The organism is Nitrosospira sp. Nsp18 (assembly GCF_900103145.1).
Classification (GTDB): Bacteria; Pseudomonadota; Gammaproteobacteria; order Burkholderiales; family Nitrosomonadaceae; genus Nitrosospira.
Map to the genome: position 1 here is coordinate 1 of NZ_FMWY01000041.1, position 19,538 is coordinate 19,538.

Sequence of the window (19,538 nt, forward strand, 5' to 3'; positions counted from 1 at the left end):
CACTCTTTACCATATCAAGGTCTCCTTTTCGGTAACCTTCAATATGGCGCAACGTTATTTCTCAGAATACCTTTCGGTTACATTTAATTCGGCGCAATTCGTGTAAGTTCCTCCATATGTCAAACGGCCCGTAAAAATGCTATTGTCGAGGTTATAGCAGAAAAATTATTTCCGTTGTCTTTGGGCCCATAGTCCCGAAACAGGACTACTTTTTCTTGGTAGATATGTTTTAACGTCTTCATTCTAAAGGTGAAACCGTTCTGATTTCTCATAATAAAATGTCAGTTGGACAAAACTGTCTATCGCCAACAGGCTGTCTGTAATGAAACGTGCAGGAGAAGCCCTTTTGCTGCATAGCCGCAGAACAGAACCTCATCAGTAGAATATTTCGACTTTCTAATGCGAACTGAACCAGCGTAAGCAAATATTTAAATCAGAAGAAACTTTCCGGTATGACAAGAACATCCCCTTGTTGCATGGGTACGTTGGCCGAGATATCGCCGTCCCTGATCAGATCATTTAATCGAACGCTAAATTGGTGCTGTTTCCCATTTATGTTACGAACGATCCTGGCCTTGTTGCCCGCCGCAAAATCCGTTATGCCCCCCACCGCAATCAAAACATCCATAAGCGTCATTTCTTCACGATATGGAAGTGCTTGAGGCTTCGCGGCCTCCCCTATGACCCGGATTTGTTCCGTGTAAGGGCCGACAAATTCCGTCACGACAACGGTCACAACTGGTTGCTGAATATACTTCGACAAAGCTTCTTCAATATCTCGCGCCAACTGCGTTGACGTTTTCCCGCTGGCAGGTAAATCCTCCACCAGAGGCGTCGTGATTTTCCCGTCCGGCCGAACCGGTACCGCCATGGAAACTTCCGGATTTCGCCAAACAATGATATCGACGTTGTCGCCGGGACCGATAAGGTAATCATGCGCGAGATGCTTGTCGTCCGGAGAAAGCGATGGATACGATTTACAGCCGCCGCTGAGAAGGACAGGAAAAACAATAGCAAAACAAGCCAGCCATTTCCTGATACTGATATACGAAGACGAAGCGCTCACTGAACTTCCTTTTCTTGTTTATTGATTATTAAAGTCTGCTGGGGCCGCTTGAAGAGGATTTTTAGTAAAAGTAAAAAGCCATAAATCTATTTCTCTTTTGAAGGCGGCATGATCAAGCCCAAGGCTCAAGGCTGATCGACTATTTATAGCATGTAATCCTACACCGTCAAGGCTGGCATAATAGCATTTTACGCGATTCAAGCGCTGAACATGACGCCAGCTTTCGGAATTCAAAAAGTTTATTCCATCAAACGAGCTGCAGAAGGAAATCCATTTAATTTGCTAACTGACGATACTTGCATCTTATCAATTTCAGCAGCAGGACTAAATTGGACTTTGGTACACCCCATGAGAGCAAGGTTATTAATAACGTGTATAGCTTACCTCGAGTTCGCGCTATCGCGATCCTTGGAACTAAGGGCTAAATACCTTCTTCATGTTAATGTAATGCCCAGCGCACGTGTTCGCGTACCAGAAACGAAACATCGTCCCGGTGTCCTTGCAACGCCCCCATCACCCCCGCGGAAAACGGCGCGTTACCCAGTCCCACCGCCAGGTTACGCAACCATTGCTCATGCCCGATCCGGCGGATGGAGCTACCAGCCAGTCCAGTGTCAAACTCTTCTTTGGTCCAACCGAATAGCTCAACCAATGATGTATCGTCCAGGCCATTGCGGTAATCTCGCCCCGGCGGGAAATAAATGCACTATCGCCATCGTGAACCACCTGCCAGCTGTCTCTCGCTGGCGGCATGTAGTTCATGCGTGCCGGGAACAAGTTCCGCCGGATGGGTACGCCGCGTACCGTGCTTTGCCATATAATCCATCTCGCCGTGACAACCTTTGCTCAGCCAGTCCTGCAGATCTGATTCGGCCTGCTTCATCTCGGTGCGTGCATCGATAATGCTGATATCCTGAAAGCCGAGTTCATTACCCAGGCTTTGATCAACTCGGCGAGCTGGGTAAAATCAACCGCTGCATCTGGGAAAATCTTCAGCGGATCTTTGGAAATTTTTTCTTGCATAGTTCGCATCATACCTTTCCTGGCCGTCATGCATCACGCTAGCCGCCATCACGTCAATTGCGATCTTGCCGATGAAGCCGCGACGCTAGCGTTTGGCGCAAAAATCGCAACCATATTGCATCCCGGCCTAATTATTTTCCTGAGTGGCGATCTCGGTGCAGGCAAGACTACGCTGGCACGGGGAATCCTCCGGGGTTTGGGTTATCAGGCAAAAGTAAAAAGCCCCACATACAATTTGGTTGAACTTTATAAAATTTCTAGGTTATACTTCTATCACTTTGATTTTTATCGATTCAAAGATCCCTTTGAATGGGAAGAAGCAGGTTTCCGGGAATATTTCAACGCGAACTCAATTTGCCTGGTGGAATGGCCTGAAAAGGCGGCTGGCCTATTGCCTAAGGCCGATTTGAGTTTTCTGTTCCATATTGCTGAAGCTGGCCGCAATGTGGAAATTCAGGCAGACACGGAGGCCGGTAGACTGTGTTTGAAACATTGGCAATCCCTGAAAAATCCTTGAACGCGGCAACATTCGATTGCCGCAATGTTCGTACCCAATCCATATTCGTCACCTGGTTCATGGCGGCTGCACTCCTGTTTCTGCCGCTCAGCAATTTCGCCTTCGCTGACATCAAGGTCAGCTCGGTCCGTATCTGGCCGGCGCCGGAGTATACCCGCCTCACGCTGGAATCACCCCTGCCTATACGGTATTCGCTCAGCATCGTAAAAAATCCGGATCGCGTCGCGATCGATCTGGAGCAAGTCGTGCTAACGCCCGAACTCGAAAAACTGGCGGATAGAATTGACGCCACGGATCCCTATATCCAGGCAGTACGGATCGGGCGCTTCAAACCGGGCATATTGCGCCTGGTACTGGACCTCAAAACCCAAGCGGTGCCGCAAGCTTTCGTGCTCAAACCCGTGGGCGACTACGGGCACCGGCTGGTGCTGGATATTTATCCCGTTGTTCCGCCCGATCCGCTGATGGCGCTTCTGAACGAAAATACCACGGCGACATTACAATCTGACGCCAATCCCGACACTAATATAAATTCAAAAGCGGAAACCAGGTCTGCGCGCACTTCAGCCTCCAAAAAACATAAGCCCGAGATGATACGTCTCATAACCGTCGCTATTGACCCTGGGCACGGCGGGGAGGATCCTGGGGCAATAAGCCAACGTGGCACACATGAGAAGAATATCACGCTGGCGATTGCCAAAAAACTCAAGGCCAAGATAGATAAAGAACCCAACATGCGGGCCGCGCTGACACGGGAAGGAGATTACTTTATTTCGTTGCCCATGCGTCTGGTAAAGGCACGCCAGTTGAACGCCGATTTGTTCGTATCGGTGCATGCAGATGCCTTCATCAAGCCGCATGCGCGCGGTTCCTCCGTATTCGCACTGTCCGAACGTGGCGCAACCTCGGCTGCCGCGCGCTGGCTGGCAAAAAAAGAAAACGACGCGGACTTGATCGGCGGAGTCAACCTGGATATTAAGGACCCCTATCTCAAGCAAACTTTGCTTGATTTGTCACAAACGGCAACCATCAATGACAGCCTCAAGCTCGGTAGGGAAGTGCTTTCAGAAATCGGCGATATCAACCATCTGCATAAAAGCAGCGTGGAGCAGGCGGGCTTCGCTGTCCTCAAATCGCCGGATATCCCTTCAATCCTGGTTGAAACCGCTTTCATCAGTAATCCGGACGAGGAAAAGAAACTGAAAGATACCGCGTATCAAGACAAACTGGCAGACGCCATACTTGCCGGCATCAAGCGATATTTCGCAAACAATCCCCCGCTTTCGCGCTCGAGAATGGTGTTGCTTGAGTAAGCCCTTTCCATCATCCGAAATTACGCGCTATTCTCATTGCTGACAGGTTTCCTGAAACCTCTGCCACAATCAAGGAGGATAGCGCGTGCGCCTGCCGTCGTCTGCTCGTCTTTCTCCTCCTGCCCCTATACTGTCGTCATGTCCGTGTGCTGAACCAGAGGCTTCTAGCTGTGATAATGCTTCTACTTCATAATCGCGGCGTTTAATTATCCGAGACGTTGTCGTGAGCAACGAAGATCTTTCCAGACTGAAGATAGACCGGGGCAGTGCCGCAACGGGTACGCGCAAGAAGCGCTTCCCCCTCGCAGCCTGGCTCGCCATCGCTGCAATGCTTGTGGTGCTCGGGTTTCTCTATTTCCGAAGCGGCATTGCAGTAGAGGTGGAGTCAGCCACGGTGACCACTGCATATCCGTCACAATCATTTACATTGCTCAACGCAACCGGTTATGTGGTTGCGCAACGTAAGGCAGCAGTGGCGTCCAAGGCTACCGGACGGGTGGAATGGCTGGGCGTAACAGAAGGCAGCAAGGTGACGGAAGGCGAGATTATTGCGCGACTGGAGAATGCCGATGTCAGCGCTACAATGGACCAGGCAGCGGCCAGCATCAACGTAGCCAAGGCAAACCTGCAGCAGGCACAAGCGGAATTGGTCGATGCCCAGGCAGCGTTCAACCGGAATAGGGAGTTGCTTGGCAAGGGTTTCATCTCGCCATTCGCATACGATACGGTAACTGCCCGCTATCACAAGGCTCAGGCTGCCCTTCGGGGTTTCGGCGCCGAGGTCGCCGTAGCCGAGGCAAATTACCGCGCAGCCCGGATAGCGGTGGAGCAAACACTGATCCGTGCGCCGTTCGACGGAGTGGTACTGACGAAAAGCGCGAATATCGGGGACGTCGTCACTCCCTTCTCCTCCGCGCTTGACGCCAAAGGTGCAGTAGTGACGATGGCAGACATGGATACGCTTGAGGTAGAAGCCGATGTATCCGAGTCCAATTTGCCAAAAGTAAAGCTCGGGCAACCTTGCGAAATTCAACTGGATGCGCTTCCCGATCTGCGTTTGCGCGGGATGGTACAGCGGATCGTGCCAACGGTGGATCGTGCTAAAGCGACCGTGTTGGTAAAAATACGATTTGTCGACCATGATGCGCAGGTACTGCCGGAAATGAGCGCCAAGGTCGCCTTCCTGGAAAAAGAAATGGCCTCTGACCAACGCACTGCGCGTGTTGCTGTATTGTCCGACGCAATTACACAGAGAAATGGCAAACGCGTCATATTCCTTTTAAAGGACGGAAAGGCAGCTGAGACGCCTATCGAAACCGGAGAAAAAATTGGCGATATGGTTGAAGTCCTGAAAGGCGCAAAGGCGGGCGACAAGGTAATACTAAGACCGGGAGACGGGCTCGACAACGGCGATAAGGTCAAAACGGCGGTTAAATAAAAGGCAGCAGGGCTTGCATGGAAAACGCTTCCAAATCGATTGTCGAGATCAGGCAGCTCACCAAATCCTACCGCCGAGGCGGCCAAGTGGTGCCTGTCTTGACCAACATCTCTTTCGACATCATGCCGGGCGATTTCATCGCATTGATGGGCCCTTCCGGTTCCGGCAAAAGTACGTTGCTCAACCTTATCGCGGGTATCGACAAGCCCGACAGCGGTTCGCTGAAAGTTAACGGAATCGATATCGCCCTGCTTTCCGAAGCGGAACTGGCCGACTGGCGAGCTGCCAATGTCGGGTTCATTTTCCAGTTCTATAACCTCATGCCCGTACTGACCGCGTTCGAGAACGTTGAGCTGCCGTTGTTATTGACAACACTTTCGCGCAACCAGAGACAGGAGCGCGTCGAACTTGCGTTATCGATGGTAGGTCTGACTGACCGTATGGCGCACTACCCTTCTGAACTGTCCGGCGGTCAGCAGCAGCGCGTGGCAATCGCCCGCGCCTTTATTACCGATCCGCTCATCCTGGTGGCGGATGAACCCACCGGAGATCTTGACCGGGTATCAGCGGACGATATTCTCGCCATGCTTGCGCGCTTGAACAGCGAGATGGGCAAAACGATCATTATGGTGACGCATGATCCGCACGCGGCCAAATCAGCCCATTCGATTCGTCATCTCGAAAAAGGCAAACTGGACGTAACCCCTCAACAGTAAGCGGCAGTATGGTGCGTTCTCCTTTGCTTTTTCCGACGTTTCTTACAGGACGCGCTATGACGAAACTGCTACCAAAATGCACTTCCTGAAGCTTATTTCAAGAAATACGCTGCGCCATAAGCTGCGCACCGGGTTGACCGTGCTGGGCCTAGTGGTGGCGATACTTGCTTTCGGAATGCTACGGACAGTGGTTGATGCCTGGTATGCGGGGGCGGAAAATGCCTCCTCCACCCGCCTGGTGACGCGAAGTTCGATTTCGCTGGTATTTCAGCTACCCATCAACTACCAGGAGCAGATTCGCAAAATTCCGGGCGTATCGGCGATCAGTCATGCGAACTGGTTTGGCGGAGTCTATATTACCGAGAAAAACTTTTTCCCGCAGTTCGCGGTAAATGAAAAAACCTATTTCGATCTTTATCCGGAATACCTCATCCCGTCGGCGGAAATGAACGCATTCCGGGCCGACCGCAAGGGCTGTGTGATCGGCCGCAAGCTGGCAGATACGTATGGTTTTAAGGTCGGGGATACAATCCCCCTTCGGGGAACGATTTACCCAGGTGCATGGAGTTTTACGGTGCGCGCTATTTATGACGGCGCCGAAGCGGGAACGGACACCTCGCAGCTTTTCTTTCACTGGGATTACCTCAATGAAACGTTGAAAAAGACTATTACCCGTCGATCCAATCACGTCGGTGTATACATAATCCAGATCTCGGATGCGGACAGGGCTGCGGAAATATCGACCGAGATCGACGCATTGTTCAAAAACTCTCTCGCGGAAACCCTTACCGAAACAGAGAAGGCGTTTCAGCTGGGTTTTGTCGCCATGACCGAAGCCATCGTCGTGGCGATACGCATCGTTTCGTTCGTTGTGATCTTCATTATTCTTGCGGTAATGGCGAACACCATGGCAATGACTGCGCGCGAACGCATCGGCGAGTACGCCACGCTCAAAGCATTGGGGTTCGGGCCGCGCTTTCTTACCGGCCTGATTTATGGCGAATCCCTGGCTATTGCGCTCGCGGGTGCGGTGATCGGGATTCTGCTTACTTTTCCGGTCGCCCATGCATTCAGCAAACAGGTGGGTACACTGTTTCCGGTATTCGGCGTCTCGCTGGAAACGGTCTTCATGCAAATTGCCGCCGCAATCGCGGTCGGCTTTATTGCAGCAGTGATGCCTGCATTGCGCGCGTCGCGAGTGTCTATTGTGGAAGGACTTCGTCACATCGGATAGCTTTAACCTAAATCCGGTAGTTGACCGCTCATTTAATAGATTAGTGTTATGATTAATAACATTATTTCATATTATTTGACGTTCACCTTCCGAGTGCAGTCGCTACGACTAACGGATTCAGGATCAAATCGATATGTCGATCCCTCTTTCATACACGTGGCGCAATCTCGCCGCTCGCAAATTGACGACGCTGCTCACTGCTTGCGGAATGGCCCTCGTGGTTTTCGTATTCGCAACCGTGTTGATGCTGGAGGAGGGTCTCAGGAGAACCATGGTGGATACAGGGTCTCCAGATAATGTAATAGTCACGCGCCGCTCAGCCGGCACGGAGGTGCAGAGTCTAGTTGAGCGCGACCAGGCCGCCATTGTGGAAAACCAACCGGAAGTCGCCTACGGCATAAACGGCGCGCACCTTGCATCGAAGGAAACCATCGTATTGATTGCTCTTGCCAAGCGCGACTCGAATAAAGCTTCAAACGTATTGATACGCGGCGTCGGGCAAAAGGGAATCGAATTGCGTCCTCAGGTAGAAATCATGGAGGGACGCATGTTTCATCCCGGCTCAACGGAAATTATTGCGGGCAAGAATATTGCCGAGCGCTATAAAGGCGCAGGTGTGGGCGAAACGTTGCGCTTCGCGCAACGTGAATGGACCGTGGTCGGCATTATGGATGCAGGTAAAAGCGGTTTCGATTCGGAAATATGGGGAGACGTGGACCAGTTGATGCAGGCATTTCGCAGACCAGTCTATTCTTCAGTAATACTGAAATTGAACGACGCGGCAACGTTTCCTCAACTCAAGTCCCGGATTGAAAATGATCCCCGCCTTACTCTGGAAGCCAAGCGGGAAAGCGTTTTCTATGCCGAGCAATCGCAAGTGCTGGCAAATTTCATCCGCTACCTGGGGATGATGTTGTCGATCATTTTTTCCGCAGGCGCAATTATCGGTGCAATGATCACCATGTACGCCTCCGTTGCTAATCGTGCCACGGAAATCGGCACCTTGCGCGCATTGGGTTTTCGACGAAGAAATATTCTCTCCGCATTTCTTGTGGAAGCATTGATGCTCGGTGCGGCGGGTGGCGTCATCGGTTTGACAATGGCGTCTTTCATGCAGTTCTTTACCATTTCCACCATGAACTGGCAGTCCTTCTCCGAGCTGGCATTCAGCTTTATCCTGAATCTGGAAATTATCCTTAAATCGTTTGCGTTCGCGCTAATCATGGGCGTAGTCGGCGGCTTTCTTCCAGCCGCGCGGGCCGCGCGGCTGAAGATCGTGGACTCTTTGCGGGCAGTGTAATCACATGTATGAATGTGCGTTTACACCACTTCATTTTCTATATTCCGTATCCGACGATAAAAACATACTTTTGACCCGTTCCCGCGAGGGCGAAACACATCTCCTCACGGGGCTTTCCATCTTTGAAAAATTATTTTTGAAGCTCTTCTATAGTGCCCATGTGGAAGCCCAGCTTTCCTTTGCGCCGCTCTTCAAAGTAGCGTCTCAGGGGTTCGCTAATGACACGAAAAGCCAGCGTATCCCAGGGAATTTCCGTTTCGTGGAAAAGCTTGACATCCAGGCTTTCAATTCCCGGTTTGAAGTCAAGATCCAGCATCCGTGCACGAAACAATATGTGCACCTGATTGATATGAGGCAAATTGTAGATGGAATAAAGATCGCCCATTTCCACCCGGGCGTTGGCTTCTTCCAAAGTCTCACGTTCGGCGCCCTGGACCAAAGTCTCGGCATTTTCCATGAACCCCCCCGGCAATGTCCATAACCCATGGCGCGGCTCGATGGCTCGGCGGCATAGCAATATCTGGTCCTCCCATTCGGGTATGCTGCCAACCACGATCTTGGGATTCTGGTAATGAATAATATTGCATGCGGAACAAACGTGACGCGGCAGCGTATCGCCCTCAGGAACTCGCAATTCCACTAAAGTACCGCAGTTACTGCAATATTTCATTGGGATTGATTGTATAGGTTATTTATGCTGATGCTTACGCTACGTAGCGAGATATATTTTGCGGCCAAAGAGGTAACTGTGCAATTCCCGAATTAGTCTTCGACATGTTTGAAAGTCCAATAGGAGTTGAGGAAGTAATTTATCAAGGTGGCGGGTATGATTCCGATAAATTGGTGAACCTGGGGCTGCACGTCAGGAAAGAATAAAGAAAGTGTGACGAAGGTGCCGTAGCTCAAGATTAGCGAGAGGAGGGAGACTGTATTGAATTTAAGGCCTTTTATTCTGGTTTTGTCCTTGGTATTGCGATCGCGAAATGTCCAGTAGTTGTTGAAAAGGAAGTTGGATATTATCGATATTTCTATGGAAATAGGTGAAGCAACGAATTTGTTCAAGCCTAGAAAAAGTAGTAAGGTAAAAAATCCCAGATTAACGGCGACACCCGTGGCACCGACAGCCAAAAATTTGATGAAGGTTTTTGAACTCTCGAAACGTATCCACCACGCATTGGCGACAAATTCGACGATATCTCGTAATCCCAGTTTTGAGTCACCATAGCAGCGATCAATAAAATTGACCGGGACTTCAACAATTCTGGCCTTCTCGACTGTGACCGCGTGAAGAAGGGCAACCTGGAATGCATAGCCTTGCACCCCCAGTTTGGCAAAATCGATGCGGCGCAAAATGGATGTGCGGATTGCCCGAAAACCGGCAGTGCAATCACGCACCGAATAAATTCCCGCCAAATAGCGTGCGACAATGTTTCCAAACCGCGAGTTTAGACGACGGTATAGACCCCATTCCTTTGGAATGCTCCCGCCTGGCACATAGCGGCTACCGATGACAAAATCAGCCCCATGTTCGATTTCAGCCATCAGTCGCGGTACATCCTCCGGCTTATGTGAAAAGTCTGCATCCATCTCAAACACGACTTCCGCATGCAATTCGTCCATCGCATGCAACATTCCGCGGATATAGGCGACCCCCAAGCCTTTTTTCTCCCCCATAAGCAGATGCAAGTTGGAATGGTCGGCCTGTAATTCGCGAACAAAATCCGCAGTTCGGTCCGGTGAATTGTCATCCACCACAAGTACATGCATGTCGTGGGTCAGTTTCTCAAACTGATGCTGTAGCGCCTCGATCAGAGGGCCTATATTTTCCCGTTCGTTGTATGTTGGGATAATGATAACAGTCTTCAATGAGTCAACTCTCCTAGGCATTTTTGGCCGAGACGTATTATCTTAGAAAATTCCAGTTCTTGTCTTTACAGCAGAGAGTGACTCTCACTATCTCGGCTAAATGTCTTCGATCAATCGGGAAAAGCTCACCTATAGGTATCCAATTCCATCATCTGATTCCTGGGGCTGATTCATGATCCATCGCAGATGAATATATACGGTGGCATAAATACGCAGGTTGCCGAAACCAGACCGGTTTCCAAAGTAGTAAACCCATATTTGGAAGAGAGATATGGCGCGGCTTTGCGGGACAGGACGTCCCATCGAAAAGCAAGTTGAACTGAACGCGTTCCCTACGAAGCCGGCAAAGCACGCCGGGTGAAAGTACCGTCCAAGCGGCGGAACTCGGCAATTATCCCATCTATTCTTTCCTGAACGGTGAACTATCGTTCAATTCGTCCAGATAATGATCGATGTCCTGTGCTTCCCGCTCCAGATAATTTCCGATAACCTTGGCGAATTCCGGATGCGCAAGCCAATGCGCCGACCAGGTGCGGACGGGAAGAAAGCCGCGCGCAAGCTTATGCTCTCCCTGTGCGCCCCCTTCGAACAACTTGATACTATGTGCGATGCAGTATTCGATGGCTTGATAGTAGCAAGTCTCGAAATGTAAGCCGGATATAAATTCCTTCGTACCCCAATAGCGGCCGTACAGCGTATGTGTGCTGTGTAAATTGAGGGCGGCGCCAACCGGTTTGCTATCGCGCAATGCCAAAATCAGAAGCACATTCTCTGGCATGCTTTTGCCAATCCTCATGAAGAATTCCAGATTGAGGTACGGCATGGAGTGGTGCTCGTCGTAAGTCTTGTTATAACAGTCGATGAAGAAATGCCAGTGATCGTCGCTGATGTCATTTCCCGACAGCCACTGAAAATGGATGCCTGCAGCTTGTACTTTACGTCTTTCCTGCCGGATTTTCTTGCGCTTGCCATGACTCATCCCCGCCAGAAACATCTCGAAATTTTCATAACCTTGTCCAGTCCGGTTCTGCCAGTGAAACTGGATCCCATGCCGCAAGGTCATGCCCGCCTCTTCCATTTCGCGCGCTTCATATTCCTGCGGAAAAAGGCAATGGAATGACGATATTCCCTCCCCGCCTCTGTCTTTAATCATTTTCATTGCAGCCGAGATAAGCAGGGCGCGGTGCTCTGGAGTCTCCGCGAGCAATCGCCGCCCCGTCACCGGACTGAAAGGCACCGCGCTCAAAAGTTTGGGATAATAAGGGTAGCCATAGCGTTGATAAGCGTTTGCCCAAGCCCAGTCGAACACATATTCACCGTAGGAGTGGCTTTTCAGGTAAAGCGGCAACGCGCCACGCAGGACGTTCCCCTCCCATAGCGTGACAAACTGCGGCAGCCAGCCCGTTTTTTTTGAGGCACACCCGGTTTCATGCATGGCGGATAAGAACTCGTGCCGCAGAAATGGATCGTCTCCGGTGAGGGCATTCCATGCCGGGACAGAAATGCCGGCAAGAGAATCGACTATTTTTATTTCAAATCCGGCGCTCATGCGGGATTGTCGCGCTTGCCGGCCTTGGGCGCAAGGCAGCTCATTCTGGTATTATTTGGCGGACTGTCAACAGAAACTCAACCGGCCGCCACACCATGAAGCTCGCCATTGCCCAAATCAATTGCACAGTCGGCGACCTGAGCGGCAATACCCGAAAAATACTTGATTACGCCAATCAGGCGAAGAAGGCGGGTGCGCAACTGGTTATCACGCCCGAGATGGCGCTGTCGGGCTATCCGCCGGAGGACCTGCTATTGCGAGCGGGATTTCGTTTCGCTTGTGAGGATGCGCTTGCAGAGCTGGCCAAGGAAACGAGCGGGGTGACACTGCTGGTTGGGCATCCTCATCTCAAGGATAATAAGCTTTACAATGCAGCCTCCGTGATACGCGACGGCAAAATTGTCGCGACGTATCTCAAGAATCTGCTTCCCAATGATAGCGTATTCGATGAACGGCGTTATTTCGAACCCGGCTCCAATCCCTGCATATTTGAACTGAATGGGGTAAAGTTTGGCATCAACATTTGCCAGGATGTTTGGCAAAAAGGCACAGCCACTCGCGCCAGGGAGGCGGGAGCGGACGTGCTCCTGGTGCTGAATGCTTCACCCTACCACATGTGCAAGCAAGCCTTGCGCTATCAACTGGTACGGCAGCGCATCGGTGAGACGGGACTTTCGGTGGTTTACGTGAACATGGTAGGCGGACAGGATGAACTGATATTCGACGGCGCTTCTTTTGCCTTGAATAGCAAGGGCGAACTGACCCATCAATTTGATGAATTCGGGGAAACGCTCGGCCTGATCGAATTGCAAAACGGGAATCCTATAAGCGGCTATATCACGGCTTCAAATACCCTGGAAGCGAGCGTTTATCAGGCGCTGTGCCTTGGCGTAAAGGATTATGTCGGAAAGAATGGCATACCCGGGGTATTGCTGGGCCTCTCCGGCGGCGTCGATTCGGCGCTCACAATGGCGATTGCGGTCGACGCCCTGGGCGCCGAGAAAGTGAAAGCGGTAATGATGCCTTCACAATTTACCGCCGATATAAGCTTATCGGATGCACGTGCCATGGCCCAGACGTTGGGTGTAGGTTATAGCGAACTGCCCATCGAACCCGTATTCGGCAAATTCATGGATACGCTGGCCGATGAGTTTCCCACGCTGCCCCAGGGCAACACCCAGGATATCACGGAGGAAAACCTGCAAGCGCGTATACGCGGCACCTTGCTGATGGCATTATCGAACAAGTACGGCTCGATCGTGCTCACCACCGGCAACAAGTCCGAAATGGCAGTAGGCTACTGCACCTTATATGGCGATATGGCCGGCGGCTTCGCTGTGCTGAAAGACGTCAGTAAAACCATGGTGTACCGGCTTTGCCGGTACCGCAACAATTCAGGTAATGTTATCCCGGAGCGTGTCCTCAACCGGGCGCCCTCGGCTGAATTGCGTCCTGACCAGACCGATCAGGACAGCCTTCCGCCTTACGATGTGCTCGACGCTATCCTCGAAGCTTATATGGAAAAGGATTTGTCGATGCAGGTGATTCTAGGCATGAACTACGCCGAAGCCGACGTACGGCGGACGGTGCACCTTATCCGTCAGAATGAATACAAGCGCCGCCAGGCGCCGCCCGGCATCCGCGTTACCCAGCGAGGCTTTGGCAGGGACTGGCGCTATCCGATTACATCGAGGTATCAAGATGAATTTTAAAAATGGTGCGCGCGGATTCCGGTCATCGCAGCTTTATAAAGGCTTTCCGAATTTATAACCGCTTAAACCTAAATCAATGGCAACAACCGAACAGCTTGAAGCATGACTGTGATACCAGTCTCCATATAATATCTGCTCAAAGGAATGTACCGTGAAAAAAATCGAGGCTATCATCAAACCCTTCAAGCTCGACGAAGTGTGCGAAGCGCTCAATGAAATTGGCATAACTGGGCTCACCGTTACTGAAGTCAAGGGCTTTGGTAGACAGAAGGGCCATACCGAGCTCTATCGCGGCGCCGAATACGTCATAGATTTTCTGCCGAAAGTAAAAATTGAAATAGTCGTGCTTGAGAAACTGGTGGATAGCGTTATCGAGACCATCGTCAACACCGCGCGTACCGGCAAGATCGGTGATGGCAAGATCTTTGTAACGAGTATCGAACAGGTAACGAGAATACGCACCGGAGAAACAGATGAAGCAGCGATTTAGGCTGGATGGGTCTTGCAATACGGATAGCAATAGCAGCGCGCCATATGAACGATAGGCGGAAACAATCGTGAAGGGTTTTTCCATTCCTGAAAAAGTGTTTTTATGCCGAGCCGGTCAAGCGTGCTGATTTTGCGCACCGGCGTTTCCGGTTGGAAAAGTACGGTCCGGCGCTATTCCTTCCATAGCTTTTTCATGCCGGCCCCATCTTGAGATATCAGCCCTGTTTCGGCTATCAACCCCGTTCGGCGTGATGGAACTTCGGTCGCGAAGCGTTATCCTACCGACGTGAAAATGCGCCATGTAATGGCTATTTTGCCAATATTGTTTGCGCTGAATGGTTTTGCCAACGAATTGCCTGAGCTCGGCGATGTGTCCCGGGCAACGATGTCGGCGCACCAGGAACGGGAGCTTGGCCTCAAGATCATGTCCGAGATCCGCGCCGACAGCAGTTATATGGAAGATGCCGAAATAACGGACTACCTTGCCAGCCTCGGCAATAGGCTGATTCTCGGCTCGAATGAAGCTCATCCCAATCAGGAGTTCGAATTTTTTGCCCTCCGAGACCCGACCATCAACGCATTCGCGTTGCCGGGCGGCTTCATGGGCTTCAACAGCGGGCTTATCCTGGCGGCGGAGAGCGAATCCGAACTGGCGGGCGTCATGGCGCACGAAATAGCGCATGTCACTCAGAAACACCTTGCTCGCATGATCGCCTCGCAGAAATACAGCATGCTGACGTCACTGGCGGCGGCAGCCCTCGCTATCCTGGCGGCGCGTACCAATTCGCAGGCGGGGCAGGCGATTCTGGTTGCGTCCCAGGCACGCCAGATTCAATCGCAACTGGACTTTACTCGCGACCACGAAAAAGAGGCTGATCGCATCGGCTTCAACATATTGGTCAGTGCGGGATTTGATCCACATGGGATGTCGGCTTTCTTCGAACACATGCAGAAAGCAACCCGATTCTATGAAAATGGCCCCCCAGCATATCTGCGCACCCATCCAATTACTTATGCGCGCATCGCGGATATTGAAAACCGCATGCAGGATATGCCTTACCGGCAAGTTCTCGACAGCATGGATTTCCGGATGGTGCAGGCGAAGCTGCGCGCTTCCATCGATGAACCGGCGGATGCGATACAGCACTTCGACTCCATCCTGCGGGACAGGCGTTATACCAGTGAGACTGTGGAACGCTACGGACTTATCAATGCCCTGCTGCGCGGACGAGATTATCTGCGCGCGGATAAGGAACTGGAGCGTCTTTACGACACCTTGCAGCCGGATGCGGTGGATGAAGCGCTGGAAAATCATCATCTCGGTACATCCATTCAGATAGAACGTAAAGCGCCCCCTTCCAATGCCATGATCGAAACCCTGGCGGCTCGAGTCAAACTTGCTCTCGGCCAAACCAAGGACGCCCTCGATATCTACCAGGCCGCGCTGCAAACGTTCCCCCACCACCGCGCATTAATCTACGACTATACAGACGCGCTTCTGCGCAATAGGGGCGCCGATAAGGCGCTCAAGTTCGTCAGCCGGCAATTGCAGTTCACTCCAAATGACATACGCCTTTATAAATTACAGGCGCAGAGCTATGCGGCGCTTGGCAATGTGATGTCCGCGCATCGTGCGCAGACGGAAGTTTATTCACGGCAGGGCAATTATCATGCTGCCGTTGAACAACTGCAGATCGCGTTGCAAAACAGCGACGGCGATTTTTACCACAACTCCAGCGTCGAGGCCCGCCTCAAGGAGCTACGCGAACTGGCTGCCAACCAGGACAAAAATAAATAGGTCCTTTCCCCTGTTCTTCATCCGATCCAGCGTCGATTCCCGTCTGCGTCACGCTCTGCCCCAGCCGTATTCTGAAGCACATTAAAGCAACTCCGCGGTGCCCACCGGGCGGTCGTGTGGCTGAGGTGGTATTGATGCTCGCGGACGGTCAAGGTGCGCCGACCATCGGTTAATCAGAAATCCGTGATCTGTCCCTAATTGTTACTAATTGTTATTCATGCGACCGGTATATCACCGTCGCCCAAATGGCGACCGATTTTTGGATGAAATCCACTGTAGAGAAAACTTGAATTTCTGATGCAAGAGCAAGTTCATGGTCGTCGATCACCCCATGTTAAACCCTGCCATGTGCAAATAATGGTGTCTGATCTGTCTGACCCCATCATTTTCTTCCACTAAAGCTCCCTGTTCGTTTCGGAGTTGAATTTCCCAGACTCTTCCTCTATGGTTAAACTGAATATGTTCAGTACGCACCACAAGACGTTGGCATATGTAATAAAGGTACATCGGCAAACGGACAGGTTTTGCTTTCTTTTTTTTCAAGCTCCCTTGTTCCATCATTGCTGTGAATCGCACACTTGCTCAGCATTTTGAGCCAGATCTGCAATTTCTTCGAAGTGGAGTAGCAAAAAAAAATGCCCGCCCTTGAAAAAGAAGAAAAAATGTCAGTCCTCGAAAAAGAGCTCATCGACACGGCGTTTCGTGGCAACTGGGCAGGACCTGCCAAACTTCCCGTTCTTTCCGAGTTTTTTGCGCAAGAAGATTCAAGGCTTTTTGTGCAGGAAGAGGCCGATATCACCGTTCGTGGAATTTTTCTGCGAGAACTCCTGCTTGGTTTGCGAGCCCCCGCTAAGGATGCGGAGGCAACTTCACGTCTGCACGGCGTCCGGCTACGCGGCGCCATTATCAAGGGCGAGATTGATTTGAGCGACTGCAAAGGAGCGGGGGGGACGCCATTGCCGCCACTACTGCTGGATCGCTGCATTATCCACGACGGACCCATAATAAAGTACCCTGCTGTCCGCAATGGCGCCAGCGTAGAGGAAAAAATTCTCAATGCAATAAATGCCAGCAATGTGCGGCTTAGCCGCCTATCGCTTTGCGGATGCAGAATCTCCGGACGTGTTGACCTGACCGACGCCACTCTCGATGGGGATCTTGAGATTAGCGATGTTGCGCCGCTCGATAATGGTAGCCCTTGCCAGATCTTTGCTCGCCGATGCCGCATCGGTGGCTCCGTGATTGCTCAACGAACGCACTTCAGAATCCAACCTGGCCAGTGCACCGAGTTCGGCATTCCGGATTACGCGCTCAATCTCGTCAGCGCCGAGATCCACGGATCCATCGTGCTCCAGCCAGACTTTCATGCCCAAGGCGGCGTGAGCGTCAGAGGTGCTCACGTCAGTGGCGACATCTGGGCAGAAGCCGCTAAATTCGTTGCCCCTGGCAAGATTGCGTTTCGAGCCGAGTCGCTGCAGTGCGATGGCACGGTAGCCTTGCATGGGAGTGAAGATAAGAATAAAGAGCATTATGAGGTGGAGGGGAACCTCGATTTCCTTAGCGCCACAATTGGCTTTCTCGATCTCCGCGGTATCCAAATCCGCAAGGTCGCCGCTCAGGACTACGCGCTCAATCTGAGCCTTGCGCGCGTACGGACGAATCTCTGGCTTCACAATCTTCCATCAGGGCCCAAAACTATTGTTGAAGGTGTGATTGACGCGCGTGGGGCGACCGTGGGCGGAGATTTGAATCTTAATGGACTAACGCTGAATCCGCCCCCTGACTGGGCGCACGCGAGTATTCTCGCATCCAACCTTCGAGTCGGCGGCGACCTAATTCTCGATGATCTTGTGACCTCTATTGATCTGGAGAGCAGCCATGTCGAGAGCAACCTCAATGTAAACAATACGGTCATGAAATCGCCGAATAATCAGGAATACGGCCTATACGCGCACAACATAACAATCGGTAACGACTGCAATCTGACAAAGATAGCCGGCACTGTTGATCTGGGGCTTTCGCGCATTGGCGGCGCGCTAAAGGTGCATGCACAATATCTTGCCTCGCTGAATGCCAAGGATGCCGAAGTGCGAGGGTCGGTGTCAATCAGCGGCATATTTATGCCGCTGATGAAAAAGCATCGAATAAATTTCGACGGCGGCAGCTATCGGAGCGGGTTCTCCATCGGTGATCTCGAAAATAGTCTCAGATTTATAAATCCTCCGAGTTCTCTCGTGACTGACATTAAGAATATGCCCATTCCTACTCTCAGTATCGAGGATGCGTGCATCGCAAATGATTTCCAAGTGACGAAGGTTCGGGCAGCGGAAGTGCTCGTTATCGAAGCCTATAAGGCGCCACTTTCTTTTTATCCCGATTGGGTGCTTGTCGAAGCGCTATGTCAGCTTGAGAAAGAACGCAAAGCTATTATCGCTTTCCTAAAGCATCAATCGGATACGACAATGGAATCAATTCTGCTTGGGGGGCAGTCGACACCAATTCATCAACTGAATGGACGTGGCACGCTGAAACTTGATTCCGCGCCGATGGTACGGGATTACCTGAGATTTTTCTGTGCCTATGTTTGGGGAGGAGATGAAAGAGAGGAAGGCGCCTTCCTTATTATCGAGACGGAGAAAGCGCTCGGCGATGCGAAATTATCGGCTCCAGTGGAATTTGCTGAGGTATCGGTAAAGAAAGACGAGGAAAAGGGTTGGAGCTGTACAGCCATGATCCGCTACGCCAACAAACTGTATCGCACTGAGCTGCACGTATATCCTGATGGCAATGTGAAGATGACCAAGGATGATTTTTTAGCTGATATTGAAGAAGAAAACCCGATTACATTTGATCCGCCCTTACGCATCATTACTGATTCACACATCAAAGCTGATCCTGGCAGTGCGCCATTCTGGTTGAGGACGATTTTACCTGCCGCGCAGGTGGAGAAGATCACGCGCGAAGAAATTTCTCAGAATATTGAGCCCATCTTGTTGCAACAACTGGTACAACCTGGCATTCAGAAAAATGAAGCTGCTACTGCAACAGGCCGTGCGGAAGTCTCTCTACGTGGTCTCAAGGCCAGGGTGTTTCATCATAACCTCCGGCAGTCCGGTTCCTGGGGACCCGGTATAAGGCTAAAGCTTGACGGGTTCGAATATGATCGTGTCGAAACCGAGGGAGTTGAGGGTAAGGACAAGATAGTTAAGCCCATTAACGATAATACCGGTCCAAAAAAAGCATTTAACAAAAAGGAAACACCGAAACCGGAGAAACCGAAAATACGTTCGTCAAAACGCGTAGATGAAACGGCCGATGCTTACATCGGTTGGCTGACCCGGCAATATGATTGCCCCCACGCAAAATCTCATAAGCACGCCCGTGACCGATTAATAGCTTGCGCCATCGAAGCGGATAGCGCTCGCGTTGCGCCATAGAAAAAGGTTACCGAAACAGTTTTGCAGTTAACGTTGTGCCATAAGGAAAGGAATTCATTTTAGTGCATCGAAGATGATTT

General features: G+C 51.3%; 18 protein-coding genes. 10 read left to right on the forward strand and 8 right to left on the reverse strand.

Features of this window, described 5'->3' with window-relative positions:
- Nucleotides 1-433: 433 nt before the first annotated feature.
- The 4 genes from BLS94_RS13925 to BLS94_RS15495 all read right to left on the reverse strand — a co-directional run bounded on the left by BLS94_RS13925 (nt 434) and on the right by BLS94_RS15495 (nt 1,949).
- On the reverse strand, nt 434-1,066 hold the full coding sequence (locus BLS94_RS13925) for an XrtA/PEP-CTERM system exopolysaccharide export protein (RefSeq protein WP_083569946.1): 633 nt from the start codon (nt 1,064-1,066) through the stop codon (nt 434-436).
- Nucleotides 1,067-1,084: 18 nt separating this feature from the next.
- A complete protein-coding gene (locus tag BLS94_RS14715) occupies nt 1,085-1,300 on the reverse strand; it encodes a hypothetical protein (protein ID WP_143021712.1) in 216 nt (71 codons plus the stop codon).
- 205 nt (nt 1,301-1,505) lie between these two features.
- On the reverse strand, nt 1,506-1,718 hold the full coding sequence (locus tag BLS94_RS15490; RefSeq protein ID WP_072767761.1) for an epoxyqueuosine reductase family protein: 213 nt from the start codon (nt 1,716-1,718) through the stop codon (nt 1,506-1,508).
- A 54-nt stretch (nt 1,719-1,772) separates the two neighbouring features.
- On the reverse strand, nt 1,773-1,949 hold the full coding sequence (locus BLS94_RS15495) for a hypothetical protein (protein WP_371130306.1): 177 nt from the start codon (nt 1,947-1,949) through the stop codon (nt 1,773-1,775).
- A gap of 168 nt (nt 1,950-2,117) precedes the next feature.
- On the opposite strand from BLS94_RS15495, the gene tsaE reads away from it, so the two are divergent.
- From tsaE to BLS94_RS13960, 6 genes are all read left to right on the forward strand, one after another.
- Nucleotides 2,118-2,606 carry a tRNA (adenosine(37)-N6)-threonylcarbamoyltransferase complex ATPase subunit type 1 TsaE gene (gene tsaE, locus BLS94_RS13935; RefSeq protein WP_072767760.1) on the forward strand — a complete coding sequence of 163 codons (489 nt, stop codon included), beginning with the start codon at nt 2,118-2,120 and terminating at the stop codon, nt 2,604-2,606.
- Between the two features lie 59 nt (nt 2,607-2,665).
- Complete coding sequence (locus BLS94_RS13940) at nt 2,666-3,919, forward strand: N-acetylmuramoyl-L-alanine amidase (RefSeq protein WP_090962457.1); 1,254 nt, start codon at nt 2,666-2,668, stop codon at nt 3,917-3,919.
- Nucleotides 3,920-4,142: 223 nt separating this feature from the next.
- Nucleotides 4,143-5,357, forward strand: coding sequence for an efflux RND transporter periplasmic adaptor subunit (locus tag BLS94_RS13945; protein ID WP_090962356.1), 1,215 nt, complete (start codon nt 4,143-4,145; stop codon nt 5,355-5,357).
- Between the two features lie 17 nt (nt 5,358-5,374).
- A complete protein-coding gene (locus tag BLS94_RS13950) occupies nt 5,375-6,073 on the forward strand; it encodes an ABC transporter ATP-binding protein (RefSeq protein WP_072767758.1) in 699 nt (232 codons plus the stop codon).
- 76 nt (nt 6,074-6,149) lie between these two features.
- Nucleotides 6,150-7,307 carry an ABC transporter permease gene (locus tag BLS94_RS13955; protein ID WP_090962359.1) on the forward strand — a complete coding sequence of 386 codons (1,158 nt, stop codon included), beginning with the start codon at nt 6,150-6,152 and terminating at the stop codon, nt 7,305-7,307.
- Nucleotides 7,308-7,440: 133 nt separating this feature from the next.
- Nucleotides 7,441-8,607 carry an ABC transporter permease gene (locus BLS94_RS13960; protein WP_090962362.1) on the forward strand — a complete coding sequence of 389 codons (1,167 nt, stop codon included), beginning with the start codon at nt 7,441-7,443 and terminating at the stop codon, nt 8,605-8,607.
- A 130-nt stretch (nt 8,608-8,737) separates the two neighbouring features.
- Here the strand turns inward: BLS94_RS13960 and BLS94_RS13965 are convergent, their stop codons facing one another.
- The 3 genes from BLS94_RS13965 to BLS94_RS13975 all read right to left on the reverse strand — a co-directional run bounded on the left by BLS94_RS13965 (nt 8,738) and on the right by BLS94_RS13975 (nt 12,022).
- Entirely contained in the window at nt 8,738-9,277 is a 540-nt protein-coding gene (locus BLS94_RS13965; RefSeq protein ID WP_090962365.1) for an NUDIX hydrolase, read from the reverse strand.
- 92 nt (nt 9,278-9,369) lie between these two features.
- Nucleotides 9,370-10,473, reverse strand: a complete 1,104-nt coding sequence (locus tag BLS94_RS13970) for a glycosyltransferase family 2 protein (protein ID WP_256325449.1) — start codon at nt 10,471-10,473, stop codon at nt 9,370-9,372.
- Between the two features lie 400 nt (nt 10,474-10,873).
- Nucleotides 10,874-12,022 carry a GNAT family N-acetyltransferase gene (locus tag BLS94_RS13975; RefSeq protein ID WP_090962371.1) on the reverse strand — a complete coding sequence of 383 codons (1,149 nt, stop codon included), beginning with the start codon at nt 12,020-12,022 and terminating at the stop codon, nt 10,874-10,876.
- Nucleotides 12,023-12,117: 95 nt separating this feature from the next.
- Here BLS94_RS13975 and BLS94_RS13980 point away from each other — a divergent pair, with 95 nt between their 5' ends.
- From BLS94_RS13980 to BLS94_RS13990, 3 genes are all read left to right on the forward strand, one after another.
- The gene (locus tag BLS94_RS13980) at nt 12,118-13,734 is read left to right on the forward strand and encodes an NAD+ synthase (RefSeq protein WP_090962374.1); all 1,617 of its coding nucleotides are present in this window, start codon (nt 12,118-12,120) and stop codon (nt 13,732-13,734) included.
- A 151-nt stretch (nt 13,735-13,885) separates the two neighbouring features.
- Nucleotides 13,886-14,224, forward strand: coding sequence for a P-II family nitrogen regulator (locus BLS94_RS13985; RefSeq protein WP_072767751.1), 339 nt, complete (start codon nt 13,886-13,888; stop codon nt 14,222-14,224).
- A gap of 303 nt (nt 14,225-14,527) precedes the next feature.
- Nucleotides 14,528-16,021 (forward strand): M48 family metalloprotease, encoded by a 1,494-nt coding sequence (locus tag BLS94_RS13990; protein WP_256325450.1) that lies wholly within the window; start codon nt 14,528-14,530, stop codon nt 16,019-16,021.
- A gap of 324 nt (nt 16,022-16,345) precedes the next feature.
- Here BLS94_RS13990 and BLS94_RS13995 read toward each other — a convergent pair whose 3' ends face one another.
- Entirely contained in the window at nt 16,346-16,564 is a 219-nt protein-coding gene (locus BLS94_RS13995) for a hypothetical protein (RefSeq protein WP_143021713.1), read from the reverse strand.
- Nucleotides 16,565-16,683: 119 nt separating this feature from the next.
- Between BLS94_RS13995 and BLS94_RS14000 the strand changes: the two genes are divergently transcribed.
- A complete protein-coding gene (locus BLS94_RS14000) occupies nt 16,684-19,458 on the forward strand; it encodes a hypothetical protein (RefSeq protein ID WP_143021714.1) in 2,775 nt (924 codons plus the stop codon).
- The last annotated feature ends 80 nt before the right edge of the window (nt 19,459-19,538 follow it).

Coding starts and splice junctions, on each gene's coding strand:
- BLS94_RS15495 (WP_371130306.1), bottom strand. CDS start 1,949: ATGAAGCAGGCCGAATCAGATCTGCAGGACTGGCTGAGCAAAGGTTGT.
- tsaE (WP_072767760.1), top strand. CDS start 2,118: ATGCATCACGCTAGCCGCCATCACGTCAATTGCGATCTTGCCGATGAA.
- BLS94_RS13940 (WP_090962457.1), top strand. CDS start 2,666: ATGGCGGCTGCACTCCTGTTTCTGCCGCTCAGCAATTTCGCCTTCGCT.
- BLS94_RS13950 (WP_072767758.1), top strand. CDS start 5,375: ATGGAAAACGCTTCCAAATCGATTGTCGAGATCAGGCAGCTCACCAAA.
- BLS94_RS13955 (WP_090962359.1), top strand. CDS start 6,150: ATGCACTTCCTGAAGCTTATTTCAAGAAATACGCTGCGCCATAAGCTG.
- BLS94_RS13960 (WP_090962362.1), top strand. CDS start 7,441: ATGTCGATCCCTCTTTCATACACGTGGCGCAATCTCGCCGCTCGCAAA.
- BLS94_RS13965 (WP_090962365.1), bottom strand. CDS start 9,277: ATGAAATATTGCAGTAACTGCGGTACTTTAGTGGAATTGCGAGTTCCT.
- BLS94_RS13975 (WP_090962371.1), bottom strand. CDS start 12,022: ATGAGCGCCGGATTTGAAATAAAAATAGTCGATTCTCTTGCCGGCATT.
- BLS94_RS13980 (WP_090962374.1), top strand. CDS start 12,118: ATGAAGCTCGCCATTGCCCAAATCAATTGCACAGTCGGCGACCTGAGC.
- BLS94_RS13990 (WP_256325450.1), top strand. CDS start 14,528: ATGGCTATTTTGCCAATATTGTTTGCGCTGAATGGTTTTGCCAACGAA.
- BLS94_RS14000 (WP_143021714.1), top strand. CDS start 16,684: ATGTCAGTCCTCGAAAAAGAGCTCATCGACACGGCGTTTCGTGGCAAC.